Source organism: Pseudomonas sp. NPDC077451, from assembly GCF_044543345.1.
Classification (GTDB): Bacteria; Pseudomonadota; Gammaproteobacteria; order Pseudomonadales; family Pseudomonadaceae; genus Stutzerimonas.
The window spans coordinates 17806-34057 of record NZ_JBITVX010000017.1; the positions used below are offsets into that span (position 1 = coordinate 17806).

Here is a 16252-nt window from a genome sequence, read left to right on the forward strand (position 1 = left end):
GTTGCTCTCGACTCCTGGCTCCAGCTCCCAGCTTCCAGCTGCTATTTAGAGTACTGCTTTCGGATAGGACCCCAGCACCTTCAGTGCCACCGCTTCGCGGCCAATTTTCTCCAGGACATCCTTGATCAGCGGATCCTGATGATGGCCGATGCAGTCGATGAAGAACACGTAGGTCCATTTACCGCTTCGCGACGGCCGCGTTTCGATCCGCGTGAGATCGATGCCGTTGGAGTGGAACGGCATCAACAGCTCATGCAGCGCGCCCGGCTTGTTACGCATGGAGACGATGATCGAGGTCTTATCATCACCAGTAGGCGGTACTTCCTGACTGCCGATGATAAGGAAACGCGTGGAGTTATCCGGGCGATCCTCGATCTTCTCGGCAATCTTGCTAAGGCCGTACAACTGAGCCGCCATGTCACCAGCTATGGCTGCGGAATTCCACTCGCTTTTGACCCGCTTGGCGGCATCGGCATTGCTGGAAACCGCCACGCGCTCGACGTTCGGGTAGTGCGCATCGAGCCATTTGCGACACTGCGCCAACGACTGTGCGTGGGAATAGATACGGGTGATGCGATCCGTCTTAGTCGTTTCGCCAACCAGCAAATGATGATGAATGCGCAGCTCGACTTCGCCGCAGATGACGATGTCGTGTTCGAGAAAACTGTCGAGAGTATGGTTGACTGCCCCCTCGGTGGAGTTCTCCACGGGCACTACGCCGAAATTGACCGCGCCGGCGACCACCTCACGGAACACTTCGTCAATCGCAGCCATCGGTTTGCTAATCACAGCCTGGCCGAAATGCTTGAGTGCCGCGGCCTGGGAGAAGGTGCCCTCCGGCCCGAGGTAGGCGACCCGCAGCGGTTGCTCAAGCGCCAGACAGGACGACATGATTTCGCGGAACAAACGCGCCATTTCCTCGTTGTCCAGCGGCCCCTTGTTCAACTCCATGATGTGCTTGAGCACCCAGGCTTCACGCTCGGGGCGATAGAACACCGCCTCCTCACCTTCTGCCAGCGCAGCGGTCTTAACCCGAGCCACATCCTGAGCGCAGCGAGCTCGCTCGCTGATCAGCTCGAGAATCTTCTCGTCGAGACTGTCGATGCGGACACGCAGCGCCTTCAGCCGGTCGACATCGCTCATCAGCCGTGCTCCTTCTCGAACTCGCGCATGTAGGCGACCAGTGCCTCGACCGCATCCAGGCCGACTGCGTTATAGATGGAGGCACGCATGCCGCCCACCGAACGGTGACCTTTGAGGTTAAGTAAGCCGCGCGCATCGGCACCCGCCAGGAACGTCTTGTCCAACTGTTCATCGGCAAGCCTGAACGGTACGTTCATCCAGGAACGGGCATTAGTGGCGATCGGATTCGAATAGAAATCGCTGGAATCGATGACGCCGTAGAGCAGATCTTTCTTGGCGCGGTTGCGCTGTTCCATGGCCTCGACGCCGCCCTGCTCCTTCAGCCACTCGAACACTAGGCCCGAGAGGTACCAGGAAAAAGTGGCAGGCGTGTTGTACATGGAGCCGTTATCGGCAGCGACCTTGTAGTTGAGCATCGTCGGACAGCTTGAGCGTGCACGACCTAGCAAGTCCTCCCGAACGATAACCACCACAAGTCCCGACGGGCCGATGTTCTTTTGCGCGCCGGCATAGATCAGGCCGAAGCGGGATACGTCCAGTTTGCGAGAAAGAATGTCCGATGACATATCGACAACAAGCGGGGTATCACCGACCTCAGGCACCCAGTCGAATTGCAAACCGCCAATGGTTTCGTTACTTGCGTAATGCAGGTATGCCGCATCAGCGCTGAGTTTCCACTCATTCTGGCCGGGGATCGCGAAATAGTCGTATGGCTTGGCACTCGCGGCTACGTTGACGTGGCCGTAGCGCTTGGCTTCTTCGATGCTCTTGCTCGACCAAATGCCGGTATCGATGTAATCGGCGACGCCGTCTTCTGGCAGCAAATTCAGCGGAATCTCAGCAAACTGCTGGCTGGCGCCACCCTGCAGGAACAGCACCTTGTAGTTCGAAGGAATGCTCAGCAGGTCGCGTAGATCCTGCTCGGCCTTCTCGGCGATCGCCGTGTACTCGTCACTGCGATGGCTCATTTCCATCACCGACAGGCCCCGACCTTGCCAGTCGAGGAGTTCGGCCTGGGCGCGTTGCAATACGGCCTCAGGGAGCGCGGCCGGGCCAGCGCAGAAATTGAACGCGCGTTTGCTCATCTTCGTTCTCTCAAAAACGGTCGATACCTTGCTCGCTCCATCCGGACCCGGGGGCCCGCACGGGTGCTCGCCATCCTTAATCTGCAGAGAGGCATACAACGAAACGACGGCGAGCCTAGGAGGCTACGCCGTCGTTTGATTAGCCCTCGTCGTCGGTGGGCACTACATCTGGCGGAACGTCACCGCCGCCGCCCAGCAAGTCATCTTCGCTTGGCTCGGTGCTGACTACTGGCATTTCCTTATCCAGCGCATCCTCATCGATTACCGCCTCGATGTCTTCCAGAACGTCTTCCTCAGAGGGTTCTTGTACACGCTCAAGACCGACCAGGTGTTCATTCTTGCCTAACTTGATCAGGGTGACGCCCTGCGTATTGCGTCCCAGCGACGACACCTCGTCGACACGGGTACGCACCAGGGTGCCCTGATCGGAAATCAGCATGATTTCCTCGCCTGGCTGCACCTGGACGGCACCAACCAGCGGCCCGTTACGCTCGTTCGAAACCATGGCGATTACGCCTTGGCCGCCACGGCCGCGACGCGGGAACTCAGCCAAGACGGTGCGTTTACCATAGCCGTTCAGGCTCGCCGTTAGGATCTGGGCATCCGGCTCGGGGATCAGCATCGAAATCAGGCGCTGACCTTCAGGTAGACGCATGCCGCGCACGCCGCGGGCGGTACGACCCATGGTACGGACGTGCTTTTCCTTGAACCGGATCACTTTGCCGCCGTCGGAGAACAGCATCACCTCGCGCGCACCATCGGTTACAGCGGCTGCGATAAGAGTGTCACCCTCCTCCAGACCCAGTGCGATCAGACCCACACTACGCGGGCGGCTGAATTGCGACAGCGGCGTTTTCTTCACGGTGCCCTTCGCAGTCGCCATGAAGATGTAGGTACCCGTAGGCTCATCCACCGAGTCATCGGTCTCGTCACCCTCGATTGCCTCTTCGACATCATCGCTTTCGCCGATGATTTCGGCGTCCTCGATATCCTCGTCACCGTTCAGCTGTTGCTGACGTGCCGCCTCGATATCGACCTGCAGCATCGCGGTGATGTGCTCGCCCTCGGACAGCGGCAGCAAGTTCACCAGCGGACGACCGCGCGATGTGCGTGACGCCTCGGGAATCTCATAGGTTTTGAGCCAGTACACCTTGCCCTTGCTGGAGAACAGCAAAAGCGTGGTGTGGCTGTTGGCAACCAGCAGATGCTCGACGTAGTCCTCTTCCTTGACCCCAGTCGCGGCCTTGCCACGACCACCGCGACGCTGCGCCTGATAGGCAGCCAGCGGCTGTGATTTGGCATAGCCACCATGGGAGATAGTGACGACACGCTCTTCTTCGGTGATCAGGTCGGCCAGCGTCAGGTCCAGGCGCGCATCGAGGATCTCGGTGCGGCGCTTGTCGCCAAAGTCCCGCTTGACGCCTTCGAGCTCCTCGCGGATGACCTCCATCAGACGCGCCGGGTTGGTCAGGATGCGGATCAGCTCGCCAATCTGAGTCAGAATCTCCTGGTACTCGCTGAGCAGCTTTTCATGCTCAAGGCCAGTCAGGCGATGCAAGCGCAGGTCAAGAATGGCCTGCGCCTGCTCTGGTGACAGGTAGTACTTGCCGTCGCGTAGACCGTACTGCGGATCGAGGCCTTCCGGGCGACAGGAGTCGGCACCGGCGCGCTCGACCATCGACTCGACAGCGCTGGATTCCCAGGCTTCGGCAATCAGCGCTTCCTTGGCTTCGGCTGGCGTCGGTGAGGCCTTGATCAGTGCGATTACAGGATCGATGTTGGACAGCGCGACGGCCTGACCTTCGAGGATATGCCCACGTTCACGCGCCTTGCGCAGCTCGTAAACGGTCCGACGGGTGACGACTTCGCGGCGATGGCGAACGAAGGCTTCTAGCAGCTCCTTCAAGTTGAGCGTACGGGGCTGGCCGTCAATGAGGGCCACCACGTTGATGCCGAACACGCTCTGCAGCTGGGTCTGAGCGTAGAGGTTGTTTAGTACGACCTCAGGCACCTCACCACGGCGCAGCTCGATAACAACGCGCATGCCGTCCTTGTCGGACTCGTCGCGTAGCTCGGTGATACCTTCGAGCTTCTTTTCCTTGACCAGCTCGGCGATCTTCTCGATCAGCCGTGCCTTGTTCAGCTGATAAGGCAACTCGGTGATGACGATCTGCTGACGGCCGCCGACCTTGTCGATGTCTTCGATGATCGAGCGGGCACGCATATAGATGCGCCCGCGACCCGTACGGTAGGCCTCGACGATGCCGGCACGACCGTTGATGATGCCCGCGGTTGGGAAGTCCGGCCCCGGGATGAACTGCATGAGTTCATCGATGGTGATGTCGGCGTTTTCGATCAGTGCCAGGCAACCGTCGATGACTTCACTGAGGTTGTGCGGCGGGATATTGGTCGCCATGCCGACGGCAATACCGCTGGAACCGTTGACCAGCAGGTTCGGAATCTTAGTCGGCATGACTGCCGGGATCTGCTCGGTGCCGTCGTAGTTGGGCACCCAGTCGACGGTTTCCTTGTCCAGATCCGCCAGCAGCTCGTGCGCCAGCTTGGACATGCGCACTTCGGTGTAACGCATGGCCGCGGCGTTGTCGCCGTCCACCGAACCGAAGTTGCCCTGGCCATCGACCAGCAAGTAGCGCAGCGAGAACGGTTGCGCCATCCGCACGATGGTGTCGTAAACCGCCGAGTCACCGTGGGGGTGATATTTACCGATCACGTCACCGACCACACGGGCGGATTTCTTGTACGGCTTGTTCCAGTCGTTGCCCAGCTCGCTCATGGCAAAAAGCACACGGCGATGCACAGGCTTCAATCCGTCGCGCGCATCCGGCAGCGCACGACCGACGATCACGCTCATGGCGTAGTCGAGGTAGGACTGCTTGAGTTCGTCTTCGATATTGACCGGGAGGATTTCTTTGGCCAGTTCGCCCATGGAAGCCTGGTTCCTTGTAGTCAGCAGGGTCCTGCGATTAAGCGCGGAATGGTATCACAGCTGGGGAGCCGCAGGCTCCAGGATGCACATCCTGGAATATATGTCCGGGATATGCATTGCCAATTCAGTGGAGCCGCTTGCGGCTCATCAGCGCGGCGAGCTTGGCTGCATTGGGCCGTTCGACGATGCCTTTTTCCGTGACGATGGCATCGATCAGGTCAGCAGGGGTGACATCGAACACTGGATTAAAGACGTCGACATCCGCAGCAAACCGCTGACCATTGACCTCCAGCAGCTCATGGCCGGCGCGCTCCTCGATGGGAATGTCATCGCCTGACTCCAGCTCCATATCGATGGTCGCGCTGGACGCCACTACCATGAACCGCACGCCATGATGCATGGCCAGCACGGCAAGCTGATAGGTCCCGATCTTGTTGGCGACGTCACCGTTGGCGGTGATCCGATCGGCACCGACAATGACCCAGGTGATGCCACGCGTCTTCATCAGGTGCGCCGCCGCCGAGTCGGCGTTCAGCATGACCGGCACGCCCTCGCCGGCCAGCTCCCAGGCCGTCAGCCGAGAGCCTTGCAGCCAGGGACGGGTTTCATCGGCGTAGACGCACTCGACAAGCCCTTCCAGATGTGCGCCACGAATCACGCCAAGTGCAGTACCGAAGCCACCAGTCGCGAGCGCACCGGTATTGCAATGAGTCAGCAGATTCTGTGGATTGCCCTGGTGCTTGCGGATCAGATCGACGCCGAACTGCGCCATGGTCAGATTGGCTTCGCGATCACTGGCATGAATGGACGCCGCCTGAGCCTCGGCAGCGGTCAATGGATCCTCGCCAGGCTTCAAGCGGTCGAGGCGCTCACGCATTTGATTCAGCGCCCAGAACAAATTGACGGCGGTCGGACGCGAGGCAGCCAGCATTTCGAAATCGGATTCGAGTGCCGTGCGCCAGTCCCCACCTTCGGCGAGTCGGGCTCTGAGCCCCATGGCCAGCCCGTATGCAGCACTGATGCCGATGGCGGGCGCGCCACGCACGACCATCTCGCGGATCGCCGTAGCCACTGCTGCAGCAGAATCGTAGGTGTGCCACAGCTCTTCCAGTGGCAGTTTGCGCTGGTCAAGCAAACGCAGCTGTCCGCCCTGCCATTCGATGGCCTTTACCTTTTCCGCGGCCAACAAACGTTCGCGCATGGCATACCTCTTTTGATTAGCAGCGACCTGGACGAGCGATCTGGCGCTGGATCAAGGTCGGAAAACAAAGAAGCCCGGTCGCTTTCAGGCCGGGCTTCTTCGCTTCAATAGGATTGGGACGGCGAACCGAGTACTCGCCTTGCACCGTTTACCCGGCGCGAATCCTAATCGACTGATTTTGCTAGCACAAGCGGAGGCGGATGGTTGCTGTTGATGGCGGTCCACGCAAGACCCATGGGTCGCAGCGTATGTCAGCGAAATCCACTGATGATTACAAATAATATGGATTCGCATTAACATGCGCACTTCTTTTTAAACGGAATGATAAAAGTCATGACACACCACCCTTCCCTGCGGCCATTGCTCACAGCGTTACGTGCCGCCAGTGTGGCCATTCCGGCTGCGTCTCTCAGCACGGTTGCGCTAGCACAGGCGCTTGAGGAGAGACCAAGGGTGGATGCTTCGACTTTCGAACTACCTGCTCAGGATGTCGTGGCGAGTGAGGCCGAGCGAGGCGACGGCCCGGTTGATGGTTACGTTGCGACGCGCACGCAAACAGGTACCAAGACCGATACCCCGATTCTGCAGATCCCGCAGTCGATTAGCGTGATCACCGCCGAACGCATGCGCGATCAGGACGCGCTGACGTTGCAGGATGCTCTGCGTTATACCGCTGGCGTGCGTGGCGAGGCGTACGGGCTGGACAGCCGCGGAGACTTCGCACTCATACGCGGAACTTCACCGGTGCTATTCCTCGATGGATTGCAACAGAGCTTTGGCAGCTACACCAATACCCGCACGGATCCCTTTACGTTGGAGCGAATCGAAGTACTCAAGGGGCCGTCTTCGATGCTGTATGGGCAAAGCCCGGTCGGGGGACTGGTCAATCAAGTCAGCAAGCGGCCTCGCGAAGATCAGAAAACCCATCTGCAACTGCAGTACGGCAAAAACGACCACAAGCAAATCGCAGTGGACACCACCGGCCCGCTGACCGAAGACAATAGCCTGCTCTATCGCGTCGTCGCCATTGCGGGTGAAAGCGGCAGCCAGGTCAATTATGTCGACAGTGAGCGAATGGTTCTGATGCCTTCAATCACCTGGCGACCCACCGATGACATCGAGTGGACACTGCTGGCGAATGTGCAACGCGACGATAGCGTGCCCAGCTCCATGTTTTTACCGCACCGCGGCACGGTTCTCGATGCACCGTACGGCCAGTTCGACACTGATCTGTTCGTCGGCGAGCCTAACTATGACGAGTACGACACCGAACAGCTCGCCCTAACCTCACAAGTCAGCTGGCGCCTGGATGATGTATGGACGCTACGGCAGAACCTGCGCTACCAAGAAAGCGAAGTCAGTTATCAGCAGATCTACGGCAATTTCCGTCCTTTGGCGCTCAACGCTGACAACCGGACGCTCAATCGTATCTATTACGGTGCCAAAACCGAGGTCGATGCCTGGGTTGCCGACCACAATGCCCAAGCATTATTCGATACGGGCCCGATCCAACATACTCTGCTGATCGGCAGTGATTATCAGCATGCAGATTCTCGCCAGAAGCGCGCTGGTGGTTCAGCGACTCAGCTCGACCTGTACGACCCGGTCTATGGCACCTTCGACCCCTCGATCGTTACCTATACCGATCAGCCGGATCAGACCATCGCCCAGCAAGGCCTCTACGTTCAAGACCAGCTCAAGTACGAGCGCTGGTTGCTGACCCTCGGCATGCGCAAAGACTGGGCCGACAACCGCACGGAAGGGGGCACACGGCAGAAGGATGACGCGGTTACCGGACGCGTCGGTCTTACCTACCTGTTCGACAACGGCGTGGCACCCTACCTGAGTTACAGCGAGTCCTTTCTACCGACCATCGGCCTGGACGCAGACGGAGAATCGTTCAAGCCTAGGGAAGGCGAACAATGGGAGCTGGGGGTTAAATATCAGCCGGTGGCTAGCCAAAGCATTTATACCGCCGCCGTGTTCGATCTTCGCGAGCTGAATCGGCAGATGCCGGACCCGATCCGCCCCAACAACACTGTGCAGACCGGCGAAGTTCGCATACGGGGCCTCGAACTCGAAGCCCTGACCGCCATTACCCCGATGTGGGATCTGATCGCGACCTATACCCACCTCGACACCGAGGTCGTCAAAGGATCGTCAGCCGAAGAAGGGGCCCGCATCGCCTCGATCCCAGAGCACATGGCATCGCTGTGGTCACAACATCGCTTCTCGCTGTTTGGCGTTTCCGGCTTCGAAGCGGGGGCTGGTGCTCGCTATGTCGGTGCCAGTTGGGACGGACGGGACACGCTGAAAACCCCTTCGACAACCCTGTTCGACGCCATGCTCGGCTATCGCTATCAGGACTGGGCTTTCAGGCTCAACGCCACCAACCTGGAAGACGAAACCTATTACACCACCTGCCTGGCACGTGGCGACTGCTTCGTCGGCAATCGCCGTACGGTCGTCGGCACCGTCAGTTACAGCTTCTGATGAAGGGTTTTCAATGAACGCGACGTTAACGCGGCGACGGCTGGATCTAGCCGGACGCATCACGGCCGCCCTGTTCGGCGGCTATGCGCTGGCATTCGGCTTTACCGCCTTCCTGTCCGTCTACCTGCCCTTGGCGCGAGCGGATCGAGTGGTTACGGCCAGCCTGCTGTGTTTTGCCGTCTGGGTGGCCGCCGTCATCTATACCTTTGCGGCCCGCAGCGCCTTGCGGGCCTGGCTGTGGCTGGGAGCGCTGACAGTGCTGCTCTGCCTGGCTGCCTATCTGCCTGTTGAATGGAGGAGCCGACCGTGACCTTACGTCAATCGATGGCGGGGCTGCATACCTGGGGCGGACTGCTGCCCAGCTGGTTACTGTTCGTGATTCTGTTCGCGGGCACGCTGGCCTGTTTCGACAAGGAGCTCGAACGCTGGATGCGCCCGGCCCTGCACGTGCCCGCAACCAGCAGCATCGAGGCGGATAACGTCAGGCAGTGGCTGAATGCCAACGTCGAAGGTCCCCTGCATGCTTACTGGCTCCATGGCCCTACCGAGCGCGAGCCTTATTGGAAGCTGGGCTGGGAGAAAGATGGCACGGGCGAACGTGGGCGTGCCGTCTTCGATCCCGCCACTGGCAAACCCATGCCGGACACCCTGGGAGGCGAGTTCTTCTTCACCCTGCACTACAACCTGCAGGCGGGCACGATCGGCATGTATATCGTCGGCCTGGCCGGCATGTTCATGCTGGTCGCGTTGGTGTCCGGGATCATCGTTCACAGGCGGATATTTAAGGATTTCTTTACCCTCCGGCCGCAAGCCAACGGTCAACGTGCCTGGCTCGACGCGCACAATCTGTTTGGAGTGATTGGCCTGCCCTTCCATCTGGTGCTGGCCTACACGGGCGTCGCCATTTTTGTCGCGACCTACATGCCGGCCGGAGCAATGGTGGCCTATGACAGTGATCCGCTGGTCTTCTTCGAGGAGGTCCAGGGCGGCTATCACCGTAATGAGATGGACAAGCCTGCAGGTGAACTCACCTCACTGGACGGTTTGATCAACGATGCCCGTCAGCGCTGGAATGGCGGCGAGCCGGGCTGGCTGATCGTAGAGCACCCTTTCGACGCCTCGGCAGTGGTCAGCATTCATCGGCTTGACCCTTCACGCATCGGCTCGCCACAGGACACCTTGAACTACGACGCAACCACTGGCGAGATGCTCCACCAGCAACAGGCACCTGCCACTTACGAGGCCTATATGTGGCTGGTCGGTTTGCACATGGCTCAATTTGGCGGGCAGATCGTTCGGCTGTTCTATGGCCTGATGGGGCTGGCCGGCTGCGCAATGCTGGTCGCAGGTTCAGCAGTCTGGCTACGCAAGCGTGAAGCTCGGCAGTCGAAGGGGATACAGGTGGTACGCGCGCTCAACGGCGCGGTCTTTTTCGGACTGCCCATCGCATCGCTGACACTGCTGTGGGCCAATCGTCTATTGCCAGACGCCCTGCCCGACCGAGCGGCAATCGAAGGCTGGTGCTTCGCTTTGAGCTGGTTGGCGGTGGCAGTTTTCGCCTGCATCGGACACGGCCAGCCGGCACGATTGAGCCGTCAGTTGTTCGCCGCGCTAGCGATTCTCGCCCTCGGTCTGCCCGCGCTGAACGCCATCGTGGCTCCGCAAGGACACCTTGTTGCGAGCCTGAGTCGGGGTGACATGACGCTCTTCGGCATCGACCTGGTATTGCTGGCCGTCGGGTTGGTGTGCGGCTGGCGGGCCCTCGCCCAGCCAGAGACGCGACCGGCACGTGAGAGGCGCATGCAGGAGGTATCGCCATGACGCTACTTGCTTTTGCCTTGGCTTACATCGGCATGCTTGCGCTGTGCCTGGCGATGCCTCGCCACCATCGTCAACTGTTCAATCGAGCGCCGAGCCTCCTGCAGCAACGTGGGCTGCGCCTGTTGGCAGGCGGATTGCTGGTTGCCATCGTCCTGCTGGATGTCGCAGCGCTGGGATGGGCCATCGGCCTGGTGGTCTGCCTGGGGCAACTGATGTGCGCCGGGGTGCTGGTAGGCCTGATGCTCGCCTGGCGTGAGCGCATGGCAGTGCCCATGGGCGCTGCACTGGGTTTGATAGGGGCGCTGAACGCTCTGATGTGAGCTGGCTGTATAGACCTTGAGTCGATGACGTTCATCACATCGACTTGACCCGCGTTCGGGCAAAGCAGAATACTGTATCCATATACAGTATTCTGGATTTGCTGTTCATCATGTCCTCCGTTGTCTCCCTTGATCGATTGCTCGATGCGCGCCAGCTATGGCGAGGCCAGCCAAGCATCGTCTCGACCAGTAACCAGCCGACCGGCCATCCCACCCTGGACGCCGCCTTGCCCGGCGGGGGCTGGCCGGACTCGGCACTGAGCGAGCTGCTGATCGCCACCACCGGCATCGGCGAACTGCGTCTGCTCTGGCCCACCCTGGCACGGTTGACCAGTGCCGGCGAACGGGTAGTTCTGGTCGCCCCGCCTCACCTGCCCTTCCCTCATGCCTGGCTCGCTGCCGGGGTCGACCTGCGCCAACTCAGTCTCGTTCAGGCGCACGGACGCGACGCCTTATGGGCGGCGGAACAGTGTTTGCGTTCAGGCAGTTGCGGTGCGGTGCTGTGCTGGCCACAGCAGGCCGATGACCGCGCCTTGCGTCGCCTGCAGGTGGCCGCTGAGACCGGGCAGACACTCGCCTTCGCCTATCGCTCTTTGCGCGAAGCGGTAAACCCCTCGCCAGCGGCGTTGCGGTTGGCAGTCGAAGCTCGCCCGGCTCAAGTGCGTGTACTCAAGTGCCGCGGCGGGCTGGCGCCCGTCCAGCCAATTTCTGCCGTGGGATGGCAGTGAGCATGCTCTGGGCCTGCATCCTGCTGCCGCAACTGGCCATGGACGGTGTGCTGCGTAGCCGCCCCGATGCCGAAGCGCCACTGGCACTATTGAGCGGTACGCCACAGCGCCGCGTGCTACAGGCGGTCAATCCGGCGGCGCGGGCACTCGGCTTAAAGGCGGGGCAATCATTGGTTGCCGCTCAGGCGCTGACCCGAGAATTCGAGACAGCCGAATACGACCTGGCCTCGATCGAACGCTGGCAGCAGTTCCTCGCCGCTTGGGCTTACGGCTTCAGTTCGCAGGTCAGTCTGCGCTACCCGCGCTGCCTGCTTATGGAAGTGCAGTCCAGCCTCGGCCTGTTCGGCCCCTGGCCTCTTCTCGAGGCGCGTTTGCGCACGGAGCTGAGCGCACTGGGCTTCGGACATCGCATCACGCTGGCACCCAATCCGGCCGCCGCGCGGGTAGTGGCCAACGTGCACGACGGCTTGGCCGTGACGGACACCCAGACGCTGCATCAGGTACTGGCTGATCTGCCGGTAGATCGCCTCGGCTTGCCACGTGATGTGTCCAACGCCTTGGCGCGCATGGGCTTGCGCACCTTTAAGCAACTGCTGGCGCTGCCTCGAAACGGGCTGGCAAAGCGCTTTCCGGCAGAAGCCCTGAGACACCTCGACACCCTGCTGGAGCATCGCCCGCTGGCTCTGAGTTTCTACCGCCCGCCCGACCGCTTCGATGCGCGTATCGAGCTGAACTTCGAAGTCGAGTCGCACCAGGCCCTGCTTTTCCCGCTGCGCCGTCTGACGGCCGACCTCGCCGCTTACCTGGCAGGCCGCGACAGCGGGGTCCAACGTTTTACGTTGCATCTGGAGCACCGTAGCCTCCCCGAGAGCCAGCTACCGATCGGCCTGCTCAGTGCCGAGCGCGACCCGGCCATGCTGTTCGAGCTGACCCGCGGCCGCCTGGATCATCTGCAGCTTCCAGCACCGGTGCTGGCAATACGACTGCTCGCAGACCAGCTGCCAGCCTTCGTCCCCGAGCATCGCGAGCTTTTCGATGAGCGACCGCAACAGTCATTGCCCTGGGAGCAGTTGCGCGAGCGGTTACGAGCCCGCCTGGGTGACGATGCCGTGCAGGGGCTTGCTGCTCGCGCCGACCATCGCCCCGAATGCGCCTGGCGACCGCAGCATGCAGCCCACCTTGAGCCGCCATCGACCACAGCACCCCGCCCCGGCTGGCTGCTGAGCGAAACTAAACCGCTGCATGAAGCCTCGCTGCGCATCCTCTCTGGCCCCGAGCGCATCGAATCGGGCTGGTGGGACGGTGGCGACGTGCGCCGCGACTATTACCTGGTGGAAACCCGCACGGGCCAACGCGGCTGGGCCTTTCGCTCAGTCACGGGAGGGCCGTTGATGTTGCACGGCTGGTTCGCATGACGCCCGAATACGCCGAACTGCACTGCCTCTCCAACTTCAGTTTTCAACGGGGCGCCTCCAGCGCCAAAGAGTTGTTCGAGCGCGCCGCACTGCAGGGCTATCGGGCCCTGGCAATTACTGATGAATGCACCCTGGCCGGCATCGTCCGCGCCTGGCAGGCATCCAAGGAAACAGGCCTGCCGCTGATTGTTGGCAGCGAAATGCACATCGAGAACGGCCCGAAGCTGCTCATGTTGGTCGAAAACCTGCTTGGGTATCAGCGCTTGTGCCGGCTGATTACCTGCGCAAGACGTCGCGCCGAGAAAGGCCAGTACCAGCTGCTCGCCGATGACCTGAGCGAGCCCTTGGATGGGCTGTTGGCCATCTGGATCACTCCCCACCTCGATGCTGACGCAGAAGGTCTCTGGCTGCGCGAACGCTTTCCAGCACGCCTCTGGCTGGGCATCGAACTGCATCGCGGGCCGGATGATGAAACGCACCGGTGTCAGTTGCAGGCACTGGCCAAGCGCGTGGGCATACCCGCGGTGGCCTGTGGCGATGTGCATATGCATGCCCGTGGCCGACGCGCCCTACAGGATTGCATGACCGCGATCCGCCATCACCTGCCTGTAGCCGAGGCCGGGCGCCACCTGTACCCCAACGGTGAACGCCACCTGCGCCGGCGCGAGGAACTGGCCCAGCTGTATCCACCCGAGTTGCTTGCCGAGACATTACGTATCGCCGAACGCTGCCAGTTCAGCCTCAAAGAGCTGAAGTATCAGTACCCACACGAGCTGGTACCCGCTGGCCACAATGCCAGCTCCTGGCTGCGCAAACTGGTCGAAGATGGCATGAGATGGCGATGGCCGGCAGGCGTAACGGACAAATCGCGTGCGCTGGTCGAACATGAACTGCAGCTGATCACCGAACTGCATTACGAAAGCTACTTTCTCACCGTTCACGACATCGTCCGCTTCGCCCGCGAACGCCACATCTTGTGTCAGGGTCGCGGTTCGGCAGCCAACTCGACGGTGTGTTTCGTACTGGGCATCACCGAACTCGACCCCGCGCACAGCCGGCTTTTGTTCGAGCGTTTCCTCTCGCGCGAGCGCAACGAGCCACCGGATATCGATGTCGACTTCGAGCACGAACGCCGCGAAGAAGTGATCCAGTATGTGTTTCGCCGCTACGGCCGCAATCGCGCCGCACTGACGGCGGTAGCCAGCTCCTACCGCGCCACCGGCGCAGTGCGAGACGTAGCCAAAGCGCTTGGCCTGCCGCCGGATCAGATCAATGCCCTGGCCGAATGCTGCGGGCGCTGGAGTGAGCACGTACCTGATGACGCCCGACTTCAGGAAGCCGGCTTCGACCCCAGCAGCCCGGTGTTGCGTCGGGTAATGGTGCTGACCAATGAATTGATCGGCTTTCCTCGCCACCTTTCACAGCATCCGGGCGGGTTCGTCATTTCCGAATATCCGTTGGATACCCTGGTGCCGGTCGAGAACGCCAGCATGGCCGACCGTACCGTGATCCAGTGGGACAAGGACGATCTCGATGTGGTCGGCCTGCTCAAGGTCGATGTACTGGCGCTCGGCATGCTCAGCGCGCTGCGCCGTTGTTTCGATCTGATCGCCCGCTATCGCGGCACGCAGTGGACCATTGCCACACTGCCCAAGGAAGACCGGCCGACCTACGAGATGATCAGCCGCGCCGACACCGTGGGCGTTTTCCAGATCGAATCGCGAGCGCAAATGGCCATGCTGCCGCGGCTGCGTCCTCAGACGTTCTACGATCTCGTGATTCAGGTCGCCATCGTGCGACCCGGTCCGATTCAGGGCGACATGGTTCACCCCTACCTGCGCCGGCGCAATAAAGAAGAGCCGGTGGAGTATCCCTCCGATGAACTGAAACCCGTATTTGAGCGCACCCTTGGCGTGCCCCTGTTTCAGGAGCAGGTGATGGAGCTGGCAATCGTCGCCGCTGAATACACCGCCGATGAAGCCGACAAGTTGCGCCGCGCCATGGCCGCCTGGAAGCGACACGGCAGCCTCGAGCCGCATCGCGTGAGATTGAGCGAACGCATGCTCGCCCGTGGCTACAGCGCAGAATTCGTTGCACGGATCTTTGAGCAGATCAAAGGCTTCAGCAGCTACGGCTTCCCCGAGTCCCATGCGGCCAGCTTCGCCCTGCTCACCTATGCCAGTTGCTGGCTCAAATGTCATGAACCAGCCGCCTTCGCCTGTGCCCTGATCAACAGCTGGCCGATGGGCTTCTACAATCCCGATCAGATTCTCCAGGACGCCCGTCGCCATCAACTCGAGATCCGCCCACTGGACGTTCGTCACAGCGGCTGGGATTGCAGCCTTGAGCCGACCGACACCCATCAGCCAGCAATCCGTCTGGGGCTGCGCCTGGTACGAGGCTTTCGCCAGGAGGATGCACGTCGAATCGAGGCGGCACGTCAGCAGCAAGCCTTTGTCGGTATCGATGACCTGTGCCTGCGAGCCCGACTGGATGCCCGTGCGCGGGAACAGCTGGCCGACGCCGGGGCGCTGAAAGGACTTGTCGGGCATCGTCATCAGGCTCGCTGGGCGGTGGCCGGCTTCGAGCCGCAGCTGCCGCTGTTCGCTGATCAGGTCCAGACCCCGGAGGCAGCGGTGCCTCTGCCCTTGCCCTCGGTCGGTGAAGAGTTGATGACCGATTACGCCACCCTGGGTACCACGCTTGGCCCACACCCGTTGGCCTTGCTGCGTGACCAGCTGCGAAGCCGACGCTGCCGCAGCTCGCGCGAGCTGGTCGAAGTCGAACATGGTCGGCTGGTCAGCGTGGCCGGCCTGGTTATTGGTCGCCAACGCCCGCAGACCGCCAGCGGCGTCATCTTCGTCACCCTTGAAGACGAGTTCGGCATGATCAACGTAGTGGTCTGGCACGACCTGGCCGAGCGGCAGCGACGGGTATTGATACAGTCCCAAATGCTTCGAATCGATGGGCATCTTGAATCGGCAAACGGTGTGCGTCACGTCATCGCCGGACGCCTGAGCGACCTCACGCCGATGCTGACCGGCCTCGACGTGCGCAGCCGGGATTTCCAATGACCCCGAGTATCGCCATCGATCAGCT

Annotated in this window: 11 protein-coding genes; 7 read left to right on the forward strand and 4 right to left on the reverse strand. The window is 61.1% G+C overall.

Translation table 11 applies throughout. The features are described from left to right. Positions 1–45 precede the first annotated feature (45 nt). The 4 genes from pheA to mtnA all read right to left on the reverse strand — a co-directional run bounded on the left by pheA (position 46) and on the right by mtnA (position 6376). Positions 46–1143 (reverse strand): prephenate dehydratase, encoded by a 1098-nt coding sequence (gene pheA / locus ACIGHL_RS19905; protein WP_045427855.1) that lies wholly within the window; start codon positions 1141–1143, stop codon positions 46–48. Then, positions 1143–2228 carry a 3-phosphoserine/phosphohydroxythreonine transaminase gene (serC, locus tag ACIGHL_RS19910; protein WP_128121103.1) on the reverse strand — a complete coding sequence of 362 codons (1086 nt, stop codon included), beginning with the start codon at positions 2226–2228 and terminating at the stop codon, positions 1143–1145. Before serC ends, pheA begins: the two co-directional genes overlap by 1 nt. Before the next feature lie 139 nt (positions 2229–2367). Next, positions 2368–5175, reverse strand: a complete 2808-nt coding sequence (gene gyrA, locus ACIGHL_RS19915; protein ID WP_128121102.1) for a DNA gyrase subunit A — start codon at positions 5173–5175, stop codon at positions 2368–2370. Between the two features lie 124 nt (positions 5176–5299). Then, the gene (gene mtnA / locus ACIGHL_RS19920; RefSeq protein ID WP_128121101.1) at positions 5300–6376 is read right to left on the reverse strand and encodes an S-methyl-5-thioribose-1-phosphate isomerase; all 1077 of its coding nucleotides are present in this window, start codon (positions 6374–6376) and stop codon (positions 5300–5302) included. A 333-nt stretch (positions 6377–6709) separates the two neighbouring features. Between mtnA and ACIGHL_RS19925 the strand changes: the two genes are divergently transcribed. The 7 genes from ACIGHL_RS19925 (at position 6710) to ACIGHL_RS19955 (ending at position 16227) form a co-directional block, all read left to right on the forward strand. Next, positions 6710–8869 (forward strand): TonB-dependent siderophore receptor, encoded by a 2160-nt coding sequence (locus tag ACIGHL_RS19925; RefSeq protein WP_128121100.1) that lies wholly within the window; start codon positions 6710–6712, stop codon positions 8867–8869. Between the two features lie 13 nt (positions 8870–8882). Next, positions 8883–9179, forward strand: a complete 297-nt coding sequence (locus ACIGHL_RS19930) for a DUF3649 domain-containing protein (RefSeq protein ID WP_128121099.1) — start codon at positions 8883–8885, stop codon at positions 9177–9179. Beyond that, on the forward strand, positions 9176–10690 hold the full coding sequence (locus ACIGHL_RS19935) for a PepSY-associated TM helix domain-containing protein (protein WP_241509213.1): 1515 nt from the start codon (positions 9176–9178) through the stop codon (positions 10688–10690). Before ACIGHL_RS19930 ends, ACIGHL_RS19935 begins: the two co-directional genes overlap by 4 nt. Further along, positions 10687–11010 (forward strand): DUF3325 domain-containing protein, encoded by a 324-nt coding sequence (locus tag ACIGHL_RS19940; protein WP_128121098.1) that lies wholly within the window; start codon positions 10687–10689, stop codon positions 11008–11010. Before ACIGHL_RS19935 ends, ACIGHL_RS19940 begins: the two co-directional genes overlap by 4 nt. A gap of 110 nt (positions 11011–11120) precedes the next feature. After that, positions 11121–11738: a translesion DNA synthesis-associated protein ImuA gene (gene imuA, locus ACIGHL_RS19945; RefSeq protein WP_128121097.1), complete on the forward strand. Its 618-nt coding sequence runs from the start codon at positions 11121–11123 to the stop codon at positions 11736–11738. A gap of 2 nt (positions 11739–11740) precedes the next feature. Further along, on the forward strand, positions 11741–13153 hold the full coding sequence (locus ACIGHL_RS19950; RefSeq protein ID WP_128121096.1) for a Y-family DNA polymerase: 1413 nt from the start codon (positions 11741–11743) through the stop codon (positions 13151–13153). Further along, positions 13150–16227, forward strand: a complete 3078-nt coding sequence (locus tag ACIGHL_RS19955; protein ID WP_128121095.1) for an error-prone DNA polymerase — start codon at positions 13150–13152, stop codon at positions 16225–16227. The genes ACIGHL_RS19950 and ACIGHL_RS19955 overlap by 4 nt, the downstream gene beginning before the upstream one ends. The last annotated feature ends 25 nt before the right edge of the window (positions 16228–16252 follow it).

Coding starts and splice junctions, on each gene's coding strand:
- mtnA (WP_128121101.1), bottom strand. CDS start 6,376: ATGCGCGAACGTTTGTTGGCCGCGGAAAAGGTAAAGGCCATCGAATGG.
- gyrA (WP_128121102.1), bottom strand. CDS start 5,175: ATGGGCGAACTGGCCAAAGAAATCCTCCCGGTCAATATCGAAGACGAA.
- serC (WP_128121103.1), bottom strand. CDS start 2,228: ATGAGCAAACGCGCGTTCAATTTCTGCGCTGGCCCGGCCGCGCTCCCT.
- pheA (WP_045427855.1), bottom strand. CDS start 1,143: ATGAGCGATGTCGACCGGCTGAAGGCGCTGCGTGTCCGCATCGACAGT.
- ACIGHL_RS19925 (WP_128121100.1), top strand. CDS start 6,710: ATGACACACCACCCTTCCCTGCGGCCATTGCTCACAGCGTTACGTGCC.
- ACIGHL_RS19950 (WP_128121096.1), top strand. CDS start 11,741: ATGCTCTGGGCCTGCATCCTGCTGCCGCAACTGGCCATGGACGGTGTG.
- ACIGHL_RS19940 (WP_128121098.1), top strand. CDS start 10,687: ATGACGCTACTTGCTTTTGCCTTGGCTTACATCGGCATGCTTGCGCTG.
- imuA (WP_128121097.1), top strand. CDS start 11,121: ATGTCCTCCGTTGTCTCCCTTGATCGATTGCTCGATGCGCGCCAGCTA.
- ACIGHL_RS19930 (WP_128121099.1), top strand. CDS start 8,883: ATGAACGCGACGTTAACGCGGCGACGGCTGGATCTAGCCGGACGCATC.
- ACIGHL_RS19955 (WP_128121095.1), top strand. CDS start 13,150: ATGACGCCCGAATACGCCGAACTGCACTGCCTCTCCAACTTCAGTTTT.